This window comes from Streptococcus infantis (assembly GCF_047465035.1).
Classification (GTDB): domain Bacteria; phylum Bacillota; class Bacilli; order Lactobacillales; family Streptococcaceae; genus Streptococcus; species Streptococcus infantis_T.
The window spans coordinates 66,442-86,589 of sequence record NZ_JASHAQ010000007.1; the positions used below are offsets into that span (position 1 = coordinate 66,442).

The 20,148-nt window shown below is 42.7% G+C and carries 16 protein-coding genes; 14 read left to right on the plus strand and 2 right to left on the minus strand.

Annotated elements, in window-relative coordinates; all coding sequences use genetic code 11:
• Window positions 1–4: 4 nt before the first annotated feature.
• Genes trpD through trpA form a run of 5 tightly spaced genes read left to right on the plus strand, consistent with a single transcriptional unit; the run spans window position 5 to window position 4,335 of the window.
• Window positions 5–1,009: an anthranilate phosphoribosyltransferase gene (gene trpD / locus QM406_RS04715; protein WP_414273553.1), complete on the plus strand. Its 1,005-nt coding sequence runs from the start codon at window positions 5–7 to the stop codon at window positions 1,007–1,009.
• Window positions 1,006–1,773, plus strand: a complete 768-nt coding sequence (trpC, locus tag QM406_RS04720; protein ID WP_414273554.1) for an indole-3-glycerol phosphate synthase TrpC — start codon at window positions 1,006–1,008, stop codon at window positions 1,771–1,773. Before trpD ends, trpC begins: the two co-directional genes overlap by 4 nt.
• On the plus strand, window positions 1,760–2,359 hold the full coding sequence (locus QM406_RS04725; RefSeq protein WP_414273555.1) for a phosphoribosylanthranilate isomerase: 600 nt from the start codon (window positions 1,760–1,762) through the stop codon (window positions 2,357–2,359). Before trpC ends, QM406_RS04725 begins: the two co-directional genes overlap by 14 nt.
• Window positions 2,337–3,560 (plus strand): tryptophan synthase subunit beta, encoded by a 1,224-nt coding sequence (gene trpB, locus QM406_RS04730; RefSeq protein ID WP_414273556.1) that lies wholly within the window; start codon window positions 2,337–2,339, stop codon window positions 3,558–3,560. Before QM406_RS04725 ends, trpB begins: the two co-directional genes overlap by 23 nt.
• Window positions 3,553–4,335 carry a tryptophan synthase subunit alpha gene (gene trpA / locus QM406_RS04735; RefSeq protein WP_414273557.1) on the plus strand — a complete coding sequence of 261 codons (783 nt, stop codon included), beginning with the start codon at window positions 3,553–3,555 and terminating at the stop codon, window positions 4,333–4,335. Before trpB ends, trpA begins: the two co-directional genes overlap by 8 nt.
• On the opposite strand, the gene QM406_RS04740 is transcribed toward trpA, so the two are convergent.
• Window positions 4,304–4,966 carry a prepilin peptidase gene (locus tag QM406_RS04740; RefSeq protein ID WP_414273558.1) on the minus strand — a complete coding sequence of 221 codons (663 nt, stop codon included), beginning with the start codon at window positions 4,964–4,966 and terminating at the stop codon, window positions 4,304–4,306. The two genes, trpA and QM406_RS04740, sit on opposite strands and share 32 nt — an antisense overlap.
• Before the next feature lie 70 nt (window positions 4,967–5,036).
• On the opposite strand from QM406_RS04740, the gene QM406_RS04745 reads away from it, so the two are divergent.
• From QM406_RS04745 to QM406_RS04770, 6 genes are all read left to right on the plus strand, one after another.
• On the plus strand, window positions 5,037–5,492 hold the full coding sequence (locus QM406_RS04745) for a GNAT family N-acetyltransferase (protein ID WP_414273579.1): 456 nt from the start codon (window positions 5,037–5,039) through the stop codon (window positions 5,490–5,492).
• Window positions 5,493–5,577: 85 nt separating this feature from the next.
• The gene (truA, locus tag QM406_RS04750; RefSeq protein ID WP_414273559.1) at window positions 5,578–6,327 is read left to right on the plus strand and encodes a tRNA pseudouridine(38-40) synthase TruA; all 750 of its coding nucleotides are present in this window, start codon (window positions 5,578–5,580) and stop codon (window positions 6,325–6,327) included.
• Window positions 6,317–7,090: a bifunctional hydroxymethylpyrimidine kinase/phosphomethylpyrimidine kinase gene (locus tag QM406_RS04755; RefSeq protein WP_414273560.1), complete on the plus strand. Its 774-nt coding sequence runs from the start codon at window positions 6,317–6,319 to the stop codon at window positions 7,088–7,090. Before truA ends, QM406_RS04755 begins: the two co-directional genes overlap by 11 nt.
• On the plus strand, window positions 7,068–7,535 hold the full coding sequence (locus QM406_RS04760; protein WP_414273561.1) for an ECF transporter S component: 468 nt from the start codon (window positions 7,068–7,070) through the stop codon (window positions 7,533–7,535). The genes QM406_RS04755 and QM406_RS04760 overlap by 23 nt, the downstream gene beginning before the upstream one ends.
• Window positions 7,536–7,584: 49 nt before the next feature.
• Window positions 7,585–7,809 (plus strand): YqgQ family protein, encoded by a 225-nt coding sequence (locus QM406_RS04765; RefSeq protein WP_414273562.1) that lies wholly within the window; start codon window positions 7,585–7,587, stop codon window positions 7,807–7,809.
• A gap of 5 nt (window positions 7,810–7,814) precedes the next feature.
• Window positions 7,815–8,198 (plus strand): rhodanese-like domain-containing protein, encoded by a 384-nt coding sequence (locus QM406_RS04770; RefSeq protein WP_075231465.1) that lies wholly within the window; start codon window positions 7,815–7,817, stop codon window positions 8,196–8,198.
• A gap of 180 nt (window positions 8,199–8,378) precedes the next feature.
• Here QM406_RS04770 and QM406_RS04775 read toward each other — a convergent pair whose 3' ends face one another.
• Window positions 8,379–9,104: a pseudouridine synthase gene (locus QM406_RS04775; RefSeq protein WP_414273563.1), complete on the minus strand. Its 726-nt coding sequence runs from the start codon at window positions 9,102–9,104 to the stop codon at window positions 8,379–8,381.
• A 162-nt stretch (window positions 9,105–9,266) separates the two neighbouring features.
• Here QM406_RS04775 and typA point away from each other — a divergent pair, with 162 nt between their 5' ends.
• From typA to QM406_RS04790, 3 genes are all read left to right on the plus strand, one after another.
• Window positions 9,267–11,108: a translational GTPase TypA gene (typA, locus tag QM406_RS04780; protein ID WP_414273564.1), complete on the plus strand. Its 1,842-nt coding sequence runs from the start codon at window positions 9,267–9,269 to the stop codon at window positions 11,106–11,108.
• 19 nt (window positions 11,109–11,127) lie between these two features.
• Window positions 11,128–11,373 carry a DUF3165 family protein gene (locus tag QM406_RS04785; protein ID WP_049549039.1) on the plus strand — a complete coding sequence of 82 codons (246 nt, stop codon included), beginning with the start codon at window positions 11,128–11,130 and terminating at the stop codon, window positions 11,371–11,373.
• A 371-nt stretch (window positions 11,374–11,744) separates the two neighbouring features.
• Window positions 11,745–20,081 (plus strand): G5 domain-containing protein, encoded by an 8,337-nt coding sequence (locus tag QM406_RS04790; protein ID WP_414273565.1) that lies wholly within the window; start codon window positions 11,745–11,747, stop codon window positions 20,079–20,081.
• Window positions 20,082–20,148 lie beyond the last annotated feature (67 nt).

The window sequence follows — 20,148 nt, forward strand, 5'->3', positions numbered from 1 at the left end:
CAAAATGAAAGAAATTATTGAAAAATTAGCGAACTTTGAAGATTTATCAAGTGTTGAAATGACAGATGTGATCGAACGCATTGTAACAGGGCGAGTGACAGAAGCGCAAATCGCTTCACTACTGTTAGCCCTCAAGATGAAGGGAGAAACACCTGAGGAAAGAACAGCCCTCGCTCAAGTTATGAGAGGACATGCTCAACACATTCCAACCAACATTCAAGATGCTATGGATAACTGTGGTACGGGTGGAGATAAGTCATTTAGCTTTAACATTTCAACAACTGCAGCCTTTGTCTTGGCAGGTGGTGGCATCCACATGGCCAAACATGGAAATCGTTCTATCTCTTCTAAATCTGGTTCAGCAGATGTCTTGCAAGCTTTGGGAATCAATATTGATCTCAAGCCAGCACAATTGGGTAAGGTATTTGATCAAACAGGAATTGTCTTTCTCTTTGCCAAAAACATGCACCCAGCTATGAAATACATCATGCCAGCACGTTTGGAGCTGGGGATTCCTACTATCATGAATTTGACAGGTCCCCTCATTCACCCAATGGTTCTAGAAACACAGCTTCTAGGAATCAGTCGTCCAGAACTTCTGGAAAGTACTGCTCAGGTGTTGAAAAATATGGGTCGCAAACGTGCCATCGTAGTAGCTGGTCCAGAAGGATTGGATGAAGCTGGTTTGAATGGAACGACTAGCATTGCCCTCCTTGAAGATGGAGAAATCACTTTATCAACCTTTACTCCAGAAGATTTGGGAATGGAACGCATTGCTATTGAAGATATTCGTGGAGGAAATGCTCATGAGAATGCAGCAATTCTTGTCAGTGTTCTTAATAATGAACCAAGTCCATTCTTGGAAACAACAGTCTTAAATGCAGGTCTCGGATTCTACGCCAATGGTAAAGCAGACAGTATCAAGGACGGAGTTGAATTGGCACGTCAAGTGATTGCTAGTGGTAAGGCCCTTGAAAAACTCAGACTATTACAGGAGTATCAAAGATGAGTCAGGAATTTTTATCACGTATCCTAGAGCAAAAGGCGCGTGAAGTTGAAAAGATGGAGCAAGAGGAAGTCCAGCCCTTGCGTCAAACTTATCGATTGAGTGAATATTTAAAAAATCACCAAGATCGTTTGCAAATCATTGCTGAGGTCAAAAAGGCAAGCCCAAGTCTAGGGGATATCAATCTTGATGTGGATATCGTACAACAGGCCCAGACTTACGAGGATAACGGCGCGGTTATGATTTCTGTTCTGACAGATGAGGTTTTCTTTAAAGGTCATTTGGATTATCTGCGAGAGATTTCTAGTCAGGTACAGATCCCGATACTGAATAAGGATTTTATTATCGATGAAAAGCAAATCATCCGTGCTCGCAATGCAGGTGCGACAGTTATCCTACTCATCGTCGCAGCCTTGTCAGAAGAACGACTCAAGGAGCTTTATGACTATGCAACAGAGCTTGGTCTAGAAGTATTGGTGGAAACTCATAATCTAGCAGAATTAGAAGCTGCTCACCGCCTGGGAGCTCAAATTATCGGTGTCAACAATCGTAATTTGACCACCTTTGAAGTCGACTTGCAGACCAGTGTAGACTTGGCCCAACACTTCAAGGACGATTGCTTGTATATTTCTGAATCTGCCATTTTTACAGAGGAGGATGCAAAACGTGTTGCACCTTACTTTAACGGAATTTTGGTAGGAACAGCCCTCATGCAAGCAGAAGACGTCGCCCAGAGAATCAAGGAGTTGCAGATTGACAAAGGTTAAGATTTGTGGACTATCGACCAAAGGAGCGGTAGAAACAGCTGTGTCGGCTGGAGCAGACTATATTGGTTTTGTCTTCGCTCCTAGCAAAAGACAGGTGACCTTGGACCAGGCTGCCGAGTTGGCAAGGCTCATTCCTAGCCATATTCAAAAGGTTGGCGTATTTGTTTCACCAAGTCGGGAAGAATTACTAGAAGCGATTGAAACGGTTGGCTTGAACTTGGTGCAGGTTCATGGTCAGGTGGCGGATGATTTGTTTGAGGATTTGCCTTGTGCCAGTATTCAGGCAGTGCAGGTGGATGGGAATGGACATGTACCAAATTCTCAGGCAGATTATCTACTCTTTGATGCTCCTGTGGCAGGGAGTGGACAAACCTTTGACTGGGGCCGACTGGATACGACAGAACTAGCCCGGCCTTTCTTCATCGCAGGCGGGCTAAATGAGGACAATGTAGCAAGAGCAATTCAGCATTTCTCTCCCTTTGCAGTAGATGTATCAAGCGGAGTAGAAACAGACGGACAAAAAGATCATGAAAAGATTAGAAGATTTATAGAGAGGGTAAAGAATGGCATATCAAGAACCAAATAAAGATGGATTTTACGGGAAATTCGGTGGACGTTTTGTCCCAGAAACATTGATGACAGCAGTATTGGAATTGGAAGAGGCTTATCGTGAAAGTCAGGCAGATCCAAGTTTCCAAGAAGAGTTAAATCAACTTTTGCGCCAGTATGTAGGTCGTGAAACTCCCCTTTACTACGCAAAAAACTTGACCCAGCATATCGGCGGAGCCAAGATTTACCTTAAACGTGAAGACCTCAACCATACAGGCGCCCACAAGATTAACAATGCCTTGGGGCAAGTTCTCCTCGCTAAACGCATGGGCAAGAAGAAAATTATTGCTGAAACAGGTGCTGGTCAGCACGGTGTGGCAACTGCAACAGCTGCAGCCCTCTTTAACATGGAATGTACCATCTATATGGGTGAAGAGGATGTTAAACGTCAAGCCCTTAATGTCTTCCGTATGGAGCTTTTGGGAGCCAAGGTTGAAGCAGTGACAGACGGTTCGCGCGTGCTCAAGGATGCGGTCAATGCAGCCCTTCGTTCATGGGTGGCTAATATCGATGATACCCACTATATCCTTGGTTCTGCCCTGGGGCCTCATCCTTTCCCAGAAATCGTTCGTGACTTCCAAAGTGTCATTGGTCGAGAAGCTAAACAACAGTACCGTGAATTGACAGGTGAAAATTTACCAGATGTCCTAGTAGCCTGTGTTGGTGGTGGCTCTAATGCCATCGGACTTTTCCATCCATTTGTGGAAGATGAGTCAGTGGCTATGTATGGAGCTGAAGCAGCAGGACTCGGTGTGGATACAGAGCATCATGCAGCAACCTTGACCAAGGGTCGTCCAGGTGTTCTCCATGGTTCTCTCATGGATGTGCTCCAAGATGCTCATGGTCAAATCTTAGAAGCTTTCTCAATCTCAGCAGGTTTGGACTATCCTGGTATTGGTCCAGAACATTCTCATTACCATGATATCAAACGTGCGACCTATGTACCAGTGACAGACGAGGAAGCCTTGGAAGGATTCCAACTCTTGTCTCGTGTAGAAGGAATTATCCCAGCTTTGGAATCTAGCCATGCCATCGCCTTTGCGGTGAAATTAGCCAAAGAACTTGGACCAGACAAGTCTATGATTGTCTGCTTATCCGGTCGTGGGGACAAGGATGTAGTCCAAGTTAAAGACCGATTGGAAGCAGACGCAGCAAAGAAGGGAGAAGCTAATGCCTAAGACTCTAACAGAAAAATTGAACGCTATCAAAGCAACTGGAAAAGGAATTTTTGTTCCCTATATCATGGCTGGAGACCACGAAAAAGGATTAGATGGTCTCGCTGAAACAATTCACTTTTTAGAAGATTTGGGTGTGTCTGCCATTGAAGTGGGAGTTCCTTTCTCAGACCCAGTTGCAGACGGTCCTGTTATCGAAGAAGCAGGCTTGCGCAGTCTAGCTCGCGGAACCTCTACCCAGGCTTTGGTTGAAACCTTGAAAACCATTGAAACTGAAATCCCGCTTGTCATCATGACCTACTTTAACCCCCTCTTTCAGTACGGTGTTGAGAAATTTGTCAAAGAACTTTCTACTACAACGGTTAAAGGGTTGATTATCCCAGACCTCCCTCATGAACATGCTAACTTTGTAGAGCCCTTTTTGGCAGGTACAGATATTTCTTTGATTCCACTTGTCAGCTTAACGACAGGAATGGCGCGTCAAAAGGAACTCATTGAAGGGGCAGAAGGTTTTGTTTATGCTGTTGCTATTAACGGGGTGACAGGGAAAGCAGGAAATTACCGAGATGACTTGGACAAGCACTTGGATCAACTGCATCAAGTGGCAGATATTCCAGTCTTGACAGGTTTTGGTGTATCCACACAGGCTGATGTCGAACGCTTCAATGCTGTATCAGACGGTGTTATCGTCGGATCCAAGATTGTTAAGGCTCTACATGAAGGACAAGTAGCAGAAATCGCTGACTTTATCCGAGAAGCAGTAGCTTACCAAAAATAATCAAACAAGCAGCAAGCAAGAGGAAAGGCACAAAAGGTAGTCTTTCCTTTTTCTTTAGTAGGAGAAAGGCTAGAATGCCAGTAGTGGAAGCAAATTGAATTAAAATTAGAAGTTCTGTAAGTGTAAATACGAGTGCACAAGAGGCCAGAAAGAGAAAATCACCGGCTCCTATGCGAATATCGATGAAATGAGCAATGATTCCAAGAACTAGGAAGAAAGCCATGACTAGATTCCAACTAGAGCAAACCATGAGGATTAAGTGAAAAATTAGCCAGACGATCAAGGGATATTCTTGATGACGAAGGTCATAAATGCCCAAAGTCAAGCCAGCAGTTACTAGGATGACTTGACCTAAAGTTAGAAATCCCAAAGAAAAAGTTAAAAAGAGCAATCCCAAGCACAACTCAAAGAAAGCATACCAGAAAGGATATCGTACCTTGCAATAGCGACAGCGAAAGCGATGGACTACTTGAGAGACAATTGGAATCAAATCCAGTGGTCTCAAACGAGTCTGACAAGAATCACAGTGACTAGAGGGAAAGATGATAGATTGCTCAGGGAAGCGATCGATGACTAAGCCTAGAAAGGAAGCAAGAATCGTTCCAACAAGAAAAAAGTAAAGATGAATCATACTTATTTATTCGGAAAAAATAAGAGAAAGAGTATAATAGTTGGATATAGGAGAAGTTTTAGGAACAAATATGAAAATTCACTTTGAAAAAGGACTTCAGTTAGAAAATGCCAAACTCATTTGTCAGTGGTCTAATGCTTTGGGAGATAGTTTTCAGAAACAATGGATGGGACCAAAGATTTCTTATCCCTTGATTGCCCAATCCTTGCAAAAGATGGAAGGGATTTTTTCCATTTTTACTGGAGAAGAGTTTGTAGGTATCATCCAGAAAATCAAATTAGAAGATAAAAATCTTCATATTGGAAGATTTCTCATAGCTCCACAGAAGCAGGGAAAAGGAATAGGCCGAAAAGCTTTTCAATACTTTCTTCAAGAAATGTTTGAAAATGAAGAAATAGAAAGTATTTCCCTAACGGTTTTTGAGTCAAATCAAATAGCAAGAGACCTCTACCACAAAGAGGGATTTGAAATAGTTCAAACCATTGAAGTTCCAGAACGTAAATACATAATGAGAAAATCTAGGTAAGGACTAGATGATATCGATAACTGTCCCCGTACAATTTTTGGTTTTCAAACTTGTTGCAGAGAAATTTTCTTGATAAAATAGATACATGACTAGATATAAAGCAATCATTTCCTATGATGGCTACGCTTTTGCTGGTTTTCAGCGGCAACCTCATGCGCGTAGTGTTCAGGAGGAAATTGAAAAAACTTTAACCAAATTAAATAAAGGACAAGCTATTACCATTCATGGCGCTGGGCGAACGGACAGTGGCGTTCATGCTTTAGGACAGGTCATCCACTTTGATCTTCCCTATCAGATGGATGAGGAGAAACTTCGCTTTGCTCTCGATACCCAAAGCTCTGAAGATATCGATGTGATTTCGATTGAGATTGTGGCTGATGATTTTCATTGCCGCTATGCTAAGCATAGCAAGACCTATGAGTTTATCGTAGATAGAGGACGTCCTAAAAATCCTATGCGTCGTCATTATGCGACTCATTATCCTTATCCGCTAGATGTGGGGCGGATGCAGCTTGCTGTAAAAAAACTGGAAGGAACGCATGACTTTACTGGTTTTACGGCTTCAGGGACTAGTGTGGAAGACAAGGTAAGAACGATCACGGAAGCTAGTCTTAGGGTTGATGAAACAGGGCAGTTTTTGACCTTTACCTTCTCAGGCAATGGTTTCCTCTATAAGCAGATTCGAAATATGGTTGGAACCCTACTTAAAATTGGCAACAACCGTATGCCGATTGAACAGATTGACCTCATCTTGGAGAAAAAAGACAGACAGTTGGCAGGTCCAACTGCAGCGCCTAATGGTTTGTATTTGAAGGAGATTCGTTATGAAGAATAATCGTATTTTAGCACTTTCAGGAAATGATATTTTTAGTGGAGGTGGACTGGCTGCTGACCTTGCCACCTATACTTTGAATGGTTTGCATGGATTTGTAGCCATGACCTGCTTGACTGCTTTGACAGAAAATGGTTTTGAAGTCTTTCCGACTGATGAGACAATTTTCCAACAGCAGTTGGATAGTCTTAAAAGCGTAGACTTTGGAGGGATTAAGATTGGTCTCTTGCCGACTGTTGGTGTTGCTGAGAAAGCTTTGAATTTCATTAAGGAAAGATCAGGAGTTCCTGTCGTCTTGGACCCTGTATTGGTTTGTAAGGAAACGCACGACGTTGCAGTTAGTGAGCTCTGTCAAGAGTTGATTCGCTTTTTCCCTTATGTATCAGTGATTACTCCGAATCTTCCTGAGGCAGAATTGCTAGCAGACCAAAAGATCAAAACCTTGGAAGATATGAAGGATGCAGCTCAGAAGTTATATGACTTGGGTGCACCAGCAGTCATTATTAAAGGTGGGAATCGCCTTAGTCAGGATAAGGCTGTGGATGTCTTTTATGATGGAGTGAATTTTACCATTTTTGAGAATCCAGTCTTAGAAGGACAAAATGCTGGTGCAGGATGTACCTTTGCATCGAGCATTGCTAGTCAGTTAGTCAAGGGAGAGGAACTCTTACCAGCAGTAGAAAGTTCTAAAGCCTTTGTTTACCGTGCTATCGCACAAGCAGATCAATACGGAGTAAGACAGTATGAAGCAAACCAAAACAAGTAAAATCGCCCTATTATCTATACTAACTGCTCTATCAGTAGTTTTAGGTTATATTGTAAAAATCCCAACTCAAACAGGAATCTTAACTCTTTTAGATGCTGGTATCTTTTTCACTGCTTTTTATTATGGAAAACGAGAAGGAGCTATTGTTGGAGGATTAGGAGGATTTCTTATTGACCTGATTTCAGGTTACCCTCACTGGATGGTCTTCAGCTTGCTTTTCCATGGTCTGCAGGGCTACTTTGCAGGTTTTAAAGGAAAATGGCAGGGGCTTGGATTAGTTTTGGCGACTATCATCATGGTAGCTGGATATGCATGTGCGACGGCTTGGATGAAAGGTTGGGGGCAAGCCTTGTTAGATGTCCCTCACAATCTGCTACAGAATTTTGTTGGGATGGTTGTCGGCTATCTTATTCATCAGAGTATTAAAAAGATTCGTAAGCAGTAAAAATAGTCTTCCATGGCAACTATTGAAAAAATTCTGATTATTTGCTAAAATGAGAGCTATGAAAACACTCTACGATGTGCAACAATATCTAAAACAGTTCGGTATCATTGTTTATATGGGAAAACGTCTCTATGACATTGAACTGATGAAGATTGAACTATCTCGAATCTATGATGCAGGCTTGATGGACAAGCTGGATTATCTTGAAGCAGAAGCTGTTCTTCGCAGAGAGCATAAGGTAGAATTAGACTATTTAGAAAAAAATGGAGATTAGGTAATATGGTAACTTGGGTATTATGGGGACTTATTGTAGCGATGTTGGCTTGGATGGGATACAACTACCTTCGCATTCGTCGTGCAGCGAAAATTGTAGACAATGCAGAGTTTGAGTCTTTGATTCGTACAGGTCAGTTGATTGATTTGCGTGATCCAGCTGACTTCCACAAAAAACACATCCTCGGAGCTCGTAATATTCCTTCAAACCAATTGAAGACAAGTCTTGCAGCTCTTCGCAAGGATAAACCTGTCCTTCTTTATGAAAACCAACGTGCGCAACGTGTCACAAATGCAGCACTTTTCTTGAAAAAACAAGGTTTCTCAGAAATCTATATCCTCTCTTACGGATTGGATTCTTGGACAGGGAAAGTAAAAGTTGAAAAATAAGAAATGGCGGTGGGACAGAAATCGATAGACAAAGTCTCGATTTCGTAGTCCCAGCCCCGTGAGGATGATTAGGTGCTTTTTGGAGTCTAAAAGACGAACAAAAAGTTCAATCAGCAACCGCGTCAAAGTTTGATTGCTAATAAAAAGTGAGGTCGGGATCTTTTGTCCCAACCTCATTTTTTAACCACTTTTTCTAAGAAAGTCACGAATAATTGCCAATTCTTGTGAGTTTAGATGTCGATAGTCACCTTCTTGAAGATTGTCATCAAGACTCCAAGGGCCAAAATGGTTGCGTTTTAGGGCAGTTACCTTGACACCGACTGAAAGGAACATTTTTTTGACTTGATGAAACTTTCCTTCAGAGATGGTGATAGTGGCTTTGCTGAGACTAGGACTTGAGGATAAAATTTCAAGCTGAGCAGGTTTACAAATAGTTCCATCAAGAAAGATAATCCCATCTCTAAACTGCTGGATATGGTCAGATGTGAGTGGTCCATTGACCTCAACTTGGTAAGTTTTATCCACATGATATTGAGGGTGGAGGAGCTGAAAACCTAGAGGACCATTATCTGTTAAGAGGAGGAGTCCTGTCGTATATCGATCCAGACGACCGATGGCGTAGAGTTGCTCTGACTGGAGATGTTTAGGCAGTAGGTCCATGACAGTTGTTAGTAATTTATCCTTGCTTGCAGTCACGACTCCGTTTGGCTTATGGAGCATGAGGTAGGTGTGTTCATATCCTTGAATTCTTCTGCCTTGGAAAACCAGTTCTTGCAGTCCTGTATCAACATTCTGTGCAAGGGAACTAGCAGGGAGTCCATCAACTAAAATTTCTTTTTTCAGGAGAGCTTGTTTCATGGTCTTTCGGCTGATTTTTTCTTGAGCTAATAAATTATCTAAACGCATACTGTGCTTATCTTATCATAAGTCGCCTGCTTTGAAAAGGCTTGACGTGAAAAGAAAAGCAGAGTGAAAACATTTACACTTACTTGAATTAAGTCATTTGCTTAAAATTGTGGTATAATCGTTCAGTTAGAAAATAAATTTTTGAATACAATAGAGGAAATCATGACAAAATTAAGAGAAGATATCCGTAATATCGCGATTATCGCCCACGTCGACCATGGTAAAACTACCCTCGTTGACGAATTGTTGAAACAATCTGAAACTCTTGATGCGCGTACAGAGTTGGCAGAGCGCGCAATGGACTCAAACGATATTGAAAAAGAGCGTGGAATTACCATCCTTGCGAAAAATACAGCAGTTGCCTACAACGGAACTCGTATCAACATCATGGACACACCAGGGCACGCGGACTTCGGTGGAGAAGTTGAGCGTATCATGAAAATGGTTGACGGTGTTGTTTTGGTCGTAGATGCCTACGAAGGAACCATGCCACAGACTCGTTTCGTATTGAAAAAAGCCTTGGAACAAGACCTTGTGCCTATCGTTGTGGTTAACAAAATCGATAAGCCATCAGCTCGTCCAGCAGAAGTAGTAGATGAAGTCTTGGAACTTTTCATCGAGCTTGGTGCGGATGATGACCAACTTGACTTCCCAGTTGTTTATGCGTCAGCGATCAACGGAACATCTTCATTGTCAGATGATCCAGCAGACCAAGAAAAGACTATGGCGCCAATCTTTGACACTATTATCGACCACATTCCAGCTCCAGTTGATAACTCAGATGAGCCCCTTCAATTCCAAGTGTCACTTTTGGACTACAACGACTTCGTAGGTCGTATCGGTATCGGACGTGTCTTCCGTGGTAGTGTAAAGGTTGGGGATCAAGTTACCCTTTCTAAATTGGATGGTACAACTAAGAACTTCCGTGTCACAAAACTCTTTGGTTTCTTTGGTTTGGAACGTCGTGAAATTCAAGAAGCTAAAGCTGGTGACTTGATTGCCGTATCAGGTATGGAAGATATCTTCGTCGGCGAAACCATCACTCCAACAGATGCAGTTGAAGCTCTTCCAATCTTACACATCGATGAGCCAACACTTCAAATGACCTTCTTGGTCAACAACTCACCATTTGCTGGTCGTGAAGGTAAATGGGTCACTTCTCGTAAGGTTGAAGAGCGCCTTCAAGCAGAATTGCAAACAGACGTTTCCCTTCGTGTTGAACCAACTGACTCACCAGATAAATGGACTGTATCAGGACGTGGGGAATTGCACTTGTCAATCCTTATCGAAACAATGCGTCGTGAGGGCTATGAGCTTCAAGTATCTCGTCCAGAAGTTATCGTAAAAGAAATTGATGGCGTCAAATGTGAACCATTTGAACGTGTGCAAATCGACACACCTGAAGAATACCAAGGATCCGTTATCCAAAGCCTTTCTGAACGTAAAGGTGAAATGTTGGATATGATCTCAACTGGTAATGGTCAAACTCGTTTGGTCTTCCTCGTTCCTGCGCGTGGTTTGATTGGATATTCAACTGAGTTCTTGTCAATGACTCGTGGTTACGGTATCATGAACCATACCTTCGACCAATACTTGCCATTGATTCCAGGTGAAATCGGTGGACGTCACCGTGGTGCCCTTGTTTCTATCGATACTGGTAAGGCAACGACTTACTCTATCATGTCTATCGAAGAACGTGGAACTATCTTTGTCAACCCAGGTACTGAGGTTTACGAAGGAATGATCATCGGTGAAAACTCTCGTGAAAATGACTTGACTGTTAATATTACGAAAGCGAAACAAATGACCAACGTTCGTTCAGCAACTAAGGATCAAACAGCGGTTATCAAGACTCCTCGTATCTTGACACTTGAAGAATCACTTGAGTTCTTGAACGACGACGAGTACATGGAAGTAACGCCTGAGTCTATCCGTTTGCGTAAACAAATCCTTAACAAGGCAGAGCGTGAGAAAGCAAACAAAAAGAAAAAATCAGCTGAATAAGAGCTAGAAAGAGCAGAAAATGGTCTATTTAATCATAGGGATTTTATTACTCTTACTCTATATATTTGCGACACCTCAAAGTATCAAGGGGACGGTTAATATTGTAATTCTTGTTTTTGGTCTCGTTTCCCTCGTGATTTTGCTTATGTTGTCCATCCTGCAAATCTTTCAGCTACCAACAGAATTTTTTATCACAGTAGCCATGTTGGTCCTTGCTTACTTTAGTTTGCGAGATATATCTTTAATGTCGGTGAAAAAGAGATAGGAAAACGGCTGTGGAGTTCTACTAGAATTCAGTAAAGATATTTATTAAACATACCACAAGTGAAGTCAGAAAAACTGATTTTACTTGTGGTTTTTTTACTCTGTAACAAAGAAATCATATTTAATTTTCTTAGGATTTTTGAAAAGTTAATCGACTTGTATCAGTGTTATCTTTCCCTTCAGTGGCAGGATATTGGAAGAACATTGAAGAAATTAAGCTCGAACTTCGAATCTTTGCAAAGGATAAGGATGGATTTCTTTAAAATTGGATAAAGAAGTTAGATATAGGAATTTTATTATTCAAATCTTTTGTAGGTGTTTACTATTTTTGATATACTGTGAGAAGGAATAGATACGAAATTGGAGTTTGTCATGAAACAACATCATGTTAAAGAAAAACAACGCTTTTCTTTGAGAAAGTATGCAGTAGGAACTTGTTCCGTCTTATTAGGAACGAGTTTATTTTTTGTAAGCACAAGTGGAAATACTGTGCTTGCAGAGGAAAGGATTCCTCAGCTAGTGTCACACTATGTAGAAGATAAAGACTTGCCTGAATCTTTGAAGGCTGAACTACGTTGGTTTGAAGAGAATGCTATCCAAGTGGAGGAAGGTAAGGATTATTACTTCGTCTACCGTAAATCTACTGCGAAGTTACCGGATACTGGCTTGTTTTCAAATGCTATCCTGCCTGTGCTAGGTACAGGAATCTTGTTAGTTTCGCTCACTCTCATTAAAAAGAGAAAGGGAGCCTCTCTCTTTCTAGTGACAGTTTTGGCTGTGGGTGGGACTGCTCTATCGGTTTCTGCCTTGGAGAACTTAGTGGAGCTTCGTCCAGCTCTTGTCAAAACAGTTGCAGGAGAATTTTTGCCTAGTCCAGAAAGGATTGAGGGTTATGAATTTACAGGTTATTACTTTGTAAGAGAAAATGAGGAAATTTCTAAGACTGAAGATACAAAACCTCATTCCCTACAAGCAGATAAGCTAGAATCTACCTCAATCCCAAGTGAAGGTTCTCCAAGCTTAGTCCAAGTGAAGCCTGAGCTTGAAGTAACGACAGAATCCGTTGCTTATGACACTATTTATCAGGACGATCCAGACTTGCTTAAGGGTCAAACACGTGTTGTTCGAGCAGGCGTAGCAGGTGAGCGTACTATTTTAACGGAAGTGACGACTGTAGATGGCAAGGAAGATCGCCAAGTCAAATCCAATACTGTGACTTTGGAGCCAGTTTCAGAAATTATCGCAGTAGGCACTAAGGTAGAATCCACTTCAACTCCAAGTGAAGGAACTCCAAGATTGGTAGAGGTGAAGCCAGAACTTGAGGTTACGACAGAAGCTGTCGCTTATGACACTGTTTATCAGGATGATCCGAACTTGCTTAAGGGTGAAACTCGCCTTATTCGAGCAGGCGTTGCAGGTGAGCGTACTATTTTAACGGAAGTGACGACTGTAGATGATAAGGAGGTCCGTCAAGTCAAATCCAACACTGTAACCTTAGAACCAGTTACCGAAATCATCGCAGTAGGCACTAAGGTAGAATCCACCTCAATCCCAAGTGAGGGAGCACCAAGCTTGGTCGAGGTGAAACCAGAGCTAGAGGTTACAACAGAAACCGTTGTCTATGATACTGTTTATCAGGAAGATCCGGACTTGCTTAAGGGGCAAACACGTGTCATCAAAGCAGGCCTAGCAGGCGAGCGCACTATCTTAACAGAAGTGACGACTGTAGATGGCAAGGAAGACCGCCAAGTCAAATCCAATACTGTAACCTTAGAGCCAGTTACCGAAATCATCGCAGTAGGCACTAAGGTAGAATCCACTTCAACTCCAAGTGAAGGAACTCCAAGCTTGGTAGAGGTGAAGCCAGAACTTGAGGTTACGACAGAAGCCGTTGCTTATGATACTATTCATCAGGAAGATCCAGACTTGCTTAAGGGGGAAACCCGCCTTATCCGAGCAGGCGTAGCAGGTGAGCGTACTATTTTAACGGAAGTGACGACTGTAGATGGCAAGGAAGACCGCCAAGTCAAATCCAACACTGTAACTGTGGAGCCAATTTCCGAAATTATCGCAGTAGGTACTAAGGTAGAATCCACCTCAATCCCAAGTGAAGGTGCACCAAGCTTGGTCGAGGTGAAACCAGAGCTTGAAATTACGACAGAATCCGTTGCTTATGATACTCTTCATCAGGAAGATCCAGACTTGCTTAAGGGTCACACCCGCCTTATCCAAGCAGGCCTAGCAGGCGAGCGTACCATCTTAACCGAGGTCACCAAGGTTGATGGTAAGGAAACTCGTAAAGTAGTTTCCAATGAAGTCACCAACTCCCCTGTATCAGAAATTATCGCAGTAGGTACTAAGGTAGAATCCACTTCAATTCCAAGTGAAGGTACTCCAAGTTTGGTCCAAGTGAAGCCAGAACTTGAAGTGGCGACAGAAGCGGTTGCTTATGACACTATTTATCAGGACGATCCAGACTTGCTTAAGGGTCAAACCCGTGTTGTTCGAGCAGGCGTAGCAGGTGAGCGTACTATTTTAACGGAAGTGACGACTGTAGATGGCAAGGAAGATCGCCAAGTCAAATCCAATACTGTGACTTTGGAGCCAGTTTCCGAAATTATCGCAGTAGGCACTAAGGTAGAGTCCACCTCAATTCCAAGTGAAGGTACTCCAAGCTTGGTCGAGGTGAAACCAGTGCTTGAAGTAACGACAGAAGCCATTGCTTATGATACTATTCATCAGGACGATCCGGACTTGCTTAAGGGCCAAACTCGTGTTGTTCGAGCAGGAGTAGCAGGCGAGCGTACTATTTTAACGGAAGTGACGACCGTAGATGGCAAGGAAAATCGCAAGCAGGTTTCTAATGAAGTTACGACCGCGCCCGTTACCGAAATTATCGCAGTAGGCACTAAGGTAGAATCCACCTCAACCCCAAGTGAAGGTACTCCAAGCTTAGTCGAGTTGAAACCTGAGCTTGAAGTGACGACAGAAGCCGTTGCCTATGATACTATTCATCAGGACGATCCGGACTTGCTCAAGGATCAAACCCGTGTCATTCAAGCAGGCGTAGCAGGTGAGCGCACTATTTTAACGGAAGTGACGACTGTAGATGGCAAGGAAGTCCGTCAAGTCAAATCTAATAGTGTTACCCGAGAACCAGTTACCGAAATCATCGCAGTAGGCACCAAAGTAGAATCTACCTCAATTCCAAGTGAAGGTGCTCCAAACTTGGTCGAGTTGAAACCAGAGCTTGAAGTGACGACAGAAGCAGTTGCTTATGACACCATCCATAAGGAAGATCCAGACCTGCTTAAGGGCCAAACTCGCCTTATCCAAGCAGGCGTAGCAGGCGAACGCACTATTTTAACCGAGGTTACGACTGTCGATGGCAAGGAAACTCGCAAGCAGGTCTCTAATGAAGTTACGACCGCGCCCGTTACCGAAATTATCGCAGTAGGTACTAAGGTAGACTCCACCTCAATTCCAAGCGAAGGTACTCCAAGCTTGGTCGAGGTGAAACCAGAGCTTGAAGTTACGACAGAAGCCGTTGCCTATGACACTATTCATCAGGACGATCCAGACTTGCTTAAGGGTCAAACCCGTGTTGTTCGAGCAGGCGTAGCAGGTGAGCGCACGATCTTAACGGAAGTGACAAATGTAGATGGCAAGGAAGTCCGCCAAGTCAAATCCAATACTTTGACTGTGGAGCCAATTTCAGAAATTATCGCAGTAGGTACTAAGGTAGACTCCACCTCAATTCCAAGCGAAGGTACTCCAAGCTTGGTAGAGATGAAGCCAGAACTTGAGGTTACAACAGAGGCTCTTGCTTATGATACTATTCATCAGGAAGATCCAGACTTGCTTAAGGGTCAAACTCGTGTCATTCAAGCAGGCGTAGCAGGTGAGCGTACTATTTTAACGGAAGTGACGACTGTAGATGGCAAGGAAGACCGCCAAGTCAAATCCAACACTGTAACTGTGGATCCAATTTCCGAAATTATCGCAGTAGGTACTAAGGTAGAGTCCACTTCTATTCCAAGCGAAGGCACTCCAAGCTTGGTCGAGGTGAAACCAGAGCTTGAAGTTGCGACAGAAGCCATTGCTTATGATACTATTCATCAAGACGATCCAGACTTGCTTAAGGGGCAAACTCGCCTTATCCGAGCAGGGGTTGCAGGCGAGCGCACGATCTTAACGGAAGTGACGACTGTAGATGGTAAGGAGGTCCGTCAAGTCAAATCCAACACTGTAACCTTAGAACCAGTTACCGAAATCATCGCGGTAGGCACTAAGGTAGAATCCACTTCAATTCCAAGTGAAGGTGTTCCAAGTTTAGAAGAGGTGAAGCCAGAGCTTGAAGTTGCGACAGAAGCCGTTGCTTATGATACTATTCATCAGGACGATCCAGACTTGCTTAAGGGTCAAACACGTGTCATTCAAGCAGGTGTTACAGGCGAGCGTACTATCTTAACCGAGGTGATGACTGTAGATGGCAAGGAAGACCGCCAAGTCAAATCCAATACTGTAACTGTGGATCCAATTTCCGAAATTATCGCAGTAGGTACTAAGGTAGAATCCACCTCGATTCCAAGCGAAGGTGCACCAAGCTTGGTCGAGGTGAAACCAGAGCTTGAAGTGACGACAGAATCCGTTGCTTATGATACTCTTCATCAGGACGATCCAGACTTACTTAAGGGTCAAACTCGTGTCATCAGAGTAGGAGTAGCCGGAGAGCGTACTATCTTAACCGAGGTGATGACTGTAGATGGCAAGGAAGTCCACCAAGTCAAATTCAATAGTGTTACCCAAGAACCGATTTCCGAAATCATCGCAGTAGGCACTAAGATAGAATCGACTTCAATTCCAAGTGAAGGTGCACCAAGCTTGGTCGAGGAGAAGCCAGAACTTGAAGTGACGACAGAAGCAGTTTCCTATGACACTCTTCATCAGGACGATCCAGACTTGCTTAAGGGTCAAACTCGTATTATCCAAGCAGGATTAGCAGGTAAGCGCACTATTTTAACCGAAGTCACCAAGGTTGATGGTAAGGAAAACCGTAAAGTAGTTTCCAATGAAGTCACCACCGCACCCGTTACCGAAATCATCGCAGTAGGCACTAAGGTAGAATCCACATCAACTCCAAGTGAAGGTGCACCAAGCTTGGTCGAGGAGAAGCCAGAACTTGAAGTTACGACAGAATCCGTTGCTTATGACACAATTCATCAGGACGATCCAGACTTACTTAAGGATCAAACTCGTGTTGTTCGAGCAGGCGTCGCAGGTGAGCGCACGATCTTAACGGAAGTGACGACTGTAGATGGCAAGGAAGTCCGCCAGGTCAAATCCAATACTGTAACCTTAGAACCAGTTACCGAAATCATAGCAGTAGGCACTAAGGTAGAATCCACTTCAATTCCAAGTGAAGGTGCTCCGAGCTTGGTCGAGGAGAAGCCGGAGCTTGAAGTTACGACAGAAGCCATTGCCTATGACACTATTCATCAGGACGATCCAGACTTGCTTAAGGGAGAAACCCGCCTTATCCGATCAGGCCTAGCAGGTGAGCGTACTATTTTAACGGAAGTGACGACTGTGGCTGGCAAAGAAGTCCGCCAAGTCAAATCCAATACTGTGACTTTGGAGCCAATTTCCGAAATCATAGCAGTAGGTACTAAGGTAGAGTCGGCGCCAGTTCCACAACCAAAAGTTGACACCCAAACAATCCCATATAAAACAATCTATCAAGCAGATGATAGCCAAGAGGTCGGTTCTAGAAAAACGAAAACACATGGGATCAATGGACAAGTAGAAACCACTACCCGATATACAAAAGATCAAACAAGTGGTCAGATTACAGAGTCTAGTACATCAAAAACTCTGGTGGAAAAGGTAGATGAGGTTGTTCTAGTTGGGACCAAACCAAGTGTAGAAACAAAGGTCATCGCAAATAATACGATATATGAAGCGGACCCGACACTTCCTTATCAAACAGAAAAAGTTGCTGTTCCAGGTAAGGAAGGAAGCGAAAAAACGACTACCACCTATCAAGTAGATGCTCAGACAGGTCAGGTTACAGAAAGAGAACACCAAAAAGAAGTAACAGCTCCGATTGATAAGGTAGTGAAGGTCGGAAATGTCCAAACCATCGTGACACCAATTCCAATCAAGGAGGAACGCCGTCAGGATTCAAGACTTGATAAGGATCTTGAAAAAGTAGAAAGCCAGGGCGATCCTGGTGAGTCCACCACTACCAGAGTTTATGAAGTAAATTCGCAAACAGGTGAAATGCTATCACACACGGAAACAAGTACTGTGACAAAAGCAATGAAGCCAAAAGTCATCTTGGTGGGAACCAAAGAAAATAAACCTCATCTTCTTCCAGTGAATACGGAGTTAGAAAATGCTATCGATGTACGACCTGCTAGCCAAGGAATGAAGGCTGTAGATTTGCTTTCCAATCCTTACGTGACAAATGCTCTCAGACCAAATATTCTGGGTCGAGATGTGATTAGTAAGAAGATTGAACTCAAAAAGACAAATCCTGCTATTACAGATGATGAGGTTAGAGAAGTCCTTCGTAAAGAATATCTAGAGAGATTATCTATTAAAGACGCGCTTGAAGAAACGAAAAAGACCCTAGATACAGACCTTAAAAAAGTTGTAGCCCATACCTTGAGTGTGCTCGAAAACACAGCGGAAAGCAGAGCTAAGGTTCAGGCAGAGCTAGAAGCTAATAAGGAAAAAATTCTCTTAGGTTTAACCTATATCAATCGTTTCTACAATATTGATTTTGGTAAGACCAACATCCGTGATATTCTTGCCTACAATCCAAGCTCCTTTGGTAAGAAGGTGACGTCATTAGAATGGTTAACATCTCTGGGTTCAATGAGCTATGATGAGATGAAGCTGGTCAATAGTCCACGAACATTTGAAAAATACTTTGGAAAGGTAACCGATAAGTCAACTCTATTAGACTTTCTTGACTATAACCGAACTACCTTTACAAGTATGGATGGCGATACTTGGTTGAAGGATGCTACAAAAGCTATCGTTGTAGAGAAGCAATCTAAAGAAAAAACAGACGAAAATGTAAGTCTCTACACGAAATTAACCTCTGACCCTGCCAAGTATGGGGCAGAACCTCAACAGATTGATAATCGCAAACAATATAACATGGCAACCCTTCTAGGCCTAGTGAATATCAAGGAACCAAGCGTTTATGCTATTACAAATATGGCAACCGTTTCTTACGGGAATATCGGAACTTATATGGATACCTCACTGGCTCAGAGCAATCCTACCCAATATAAGGCTGAATTGGAAAAAGTGAAGGCTCTGGTTGAATTGACAGCTGAGCGTCAGGCTGCTTATGTTGATACGCTTTATAGAATCACTAAAAAAGATAATCAATCAAAACTAGTAACCAACCGTTTGATTGTGGATACTATGAAAAAGTATACTAGCAAGCAAAATGCAGGCATCAAGGAAACCTGGTCTAAGGAGTTTGGTTCAGAGGCGGATAAGGGAGTCAAGGACTTCATGTCTCCGCTAGGCATGTATTCTCCGTCTCAATCAGTAGGTGCTGAGGCTAATGGGGTTGGTGTGCGCTACTTTATTGATAGGGTCTTGGATGATCGAGGGTCAGCAACCTATTCTCATGAAATGACTCACTTGTTGGACCGTACAGTTCTCTTTAACAATTATGGTCGACGGGATGGTACAGGAGCAGAATTCTATGCACGTGGAATCTTTGAAAATTCCTACACTCCTGAAACAGATAGCTACTTTAACTTGAACTTTGTCTATGATGAGAGTGACAAAGAAAGTTTCTACAACAAGACACCGGAACGCTTTAAATCAGCCACAGATTTGAAAGAATATATGCACGGTAGTTTCGATGTTCTCTATACTTTAGATTATCTAGAAGCTGAGGCAAGTCGAGGATTGTCGGCGGCGGATAAGGCAGTCTACTTTAAGCAACTCTTGCCGAGTGCGACAAGTGGTTCAAGAACTCCTGTTTCTTATCCAAATCCATCTGTCAAACCAACCCACCAGAGTGAGGAAATCAAGGCCTTGACAGAGGCAGATGCTAGCATGCTAGGAGATGTTCATAGCTTGATTGACAATCACATCGTAGTAAATCGCTATATCATTAAAGGATTCATGGCTACAGGGAAAGTAGATGCCAATGGTTATTATACCGTTGATATGTTTGATACGATTTATGGTGTCAACGAAAATGACAAGGGGATGAGTGGCGATATCAGCTTTAGAAAACAAGCCTTTGAACTCATGGCAGGTCTTGGCTATTACGAAGGATTAGTTCCTTATGTCTCTAATCAGTACAAGCAAGATGCTGAAAACGAGAATCGTCCCTTGTCAGACCAATACATCTTTGAAAAGATCTTAGCTGGTAAGACCTATGCTCAATTCAAGAAGGAACAAATGGATGAACGGATTGCTAATATCAGTAAGTTAAAATCGATTACCATTGACTACAAAGGTAAGCAAGAAGTGATTTCCAGTCCTGAACGAATGAAGCAATTGATGGAAGAAGCGGTAAAGGAAGAACTTGCTCAGATTAAAGCAGGAAATATCAGTCAAAAACAATACCGTTTCATTGAAACTCCTGTTCAGAAGTTGAAAAAAGCTATATATAAAGCCTACCTCAAAGAATCAAATGAGTTTAGAAATTCTATCTATACTTCTTAAGGGAAAGATAAGTCTATCATTAGGAATTCATAGCAATTTTGCTACTCAGTAAGATTCACTAGTTAGC

Coding starts and splice junctions, on each gene's coding strand:
- trpD (WP_414273553.1), top strand. CDS start 5: ATGAAAGAAATTATTGAAAAATTAGCGAACTTTGAAGATTTATCAAGT.
- trpC (WP_414273554.1), top strand. CDS start 1,006: ATGAGTCAGGAATTTTTATCACGTATCCTAGAGCAAAAGGCGCGTGAA.
- trpB (WP_414273556.1), top strand. CDS start 2,337: ATGGCATATCAAGAACCAAATAAAGATGGATTTTACGGGAAATTCGGT.
- trpA (WP_414273557.1), top strand. CDS start 3,553: ATGCCTAAGACTCTAACAGAAAAATTGAACGCTATCAAAGCAACTGGA.
- QM406_RS04740 (WP_414273558.1), bottom strand. CDS start 4,966: ATGATTCATCTTTACTTTTTTCTTGTTGGAACGATTCTTGCTTCCTTT.
- QM406_RS04745 (WP_414273579.1), top strand. CDS start 5,037: ATGAAAATTCACTTTGAAAAAGGACTTCAGTTAGAAAATGCCAAACTC.
- truA (WP_414273559.1), top strand. CDS start 5,578: ATGACTAGATATAAAGCAATCATTTCCTATGATGGCTACGCTTTTGCT.
- QM406_RS04755 (WP_414273560.1), top strand. CDS start 6,317: ATGAAGAATAATCGTATTTTAGCACTTTCAGGAAATGATATTTTTAGT.
- QM406_RS04760 (WP_414273561.1), top strand. CDS start 7,068: ATGAAGCAAACCAAAACAAGTAAAATCGCCCTATTATCTATACTAACT.
- QM406_RS04765 (WP_414273562.1), top strand. CDS start 7,585: ATGAGAGCTATGAAAACACTCTACGATGTGCAACAATATCTAAAACAG.
- QM406_RS04770 (WP_075231465.1), top strand. CDS start 7,815: ATGGTAACTTGGGTATTATGGGGACTTATTGTAGCGATGTTGGCTTGG.
- QM406_RS04775 (WP_414273563.1), bottom strand. CDS start 9,104: ATGCGTTTAGATAATTTATTAGCTCAAGAAAAAATCAGCCGAAAGACC.
- typA (WP_414273564.1), top strand. CDS start 9,267: ATGACAAAATTAAGAGAAGATATCCGTAATATCGCGATTATCGCCCAC.
- QM406_RS04785 (WP_049549039.1), top strand. CDS start 11,128: ATGGTCTATTTAATCATAGGGATTTTATTACTCTTACTCTATATATTT.
- QM406_RS04790 (WP_414273565.1), top strand. CDS start 11,745: ATGAAACAACATCATGTTAAAGAAAAACAACGCTTTTCTTTGAGAAAG.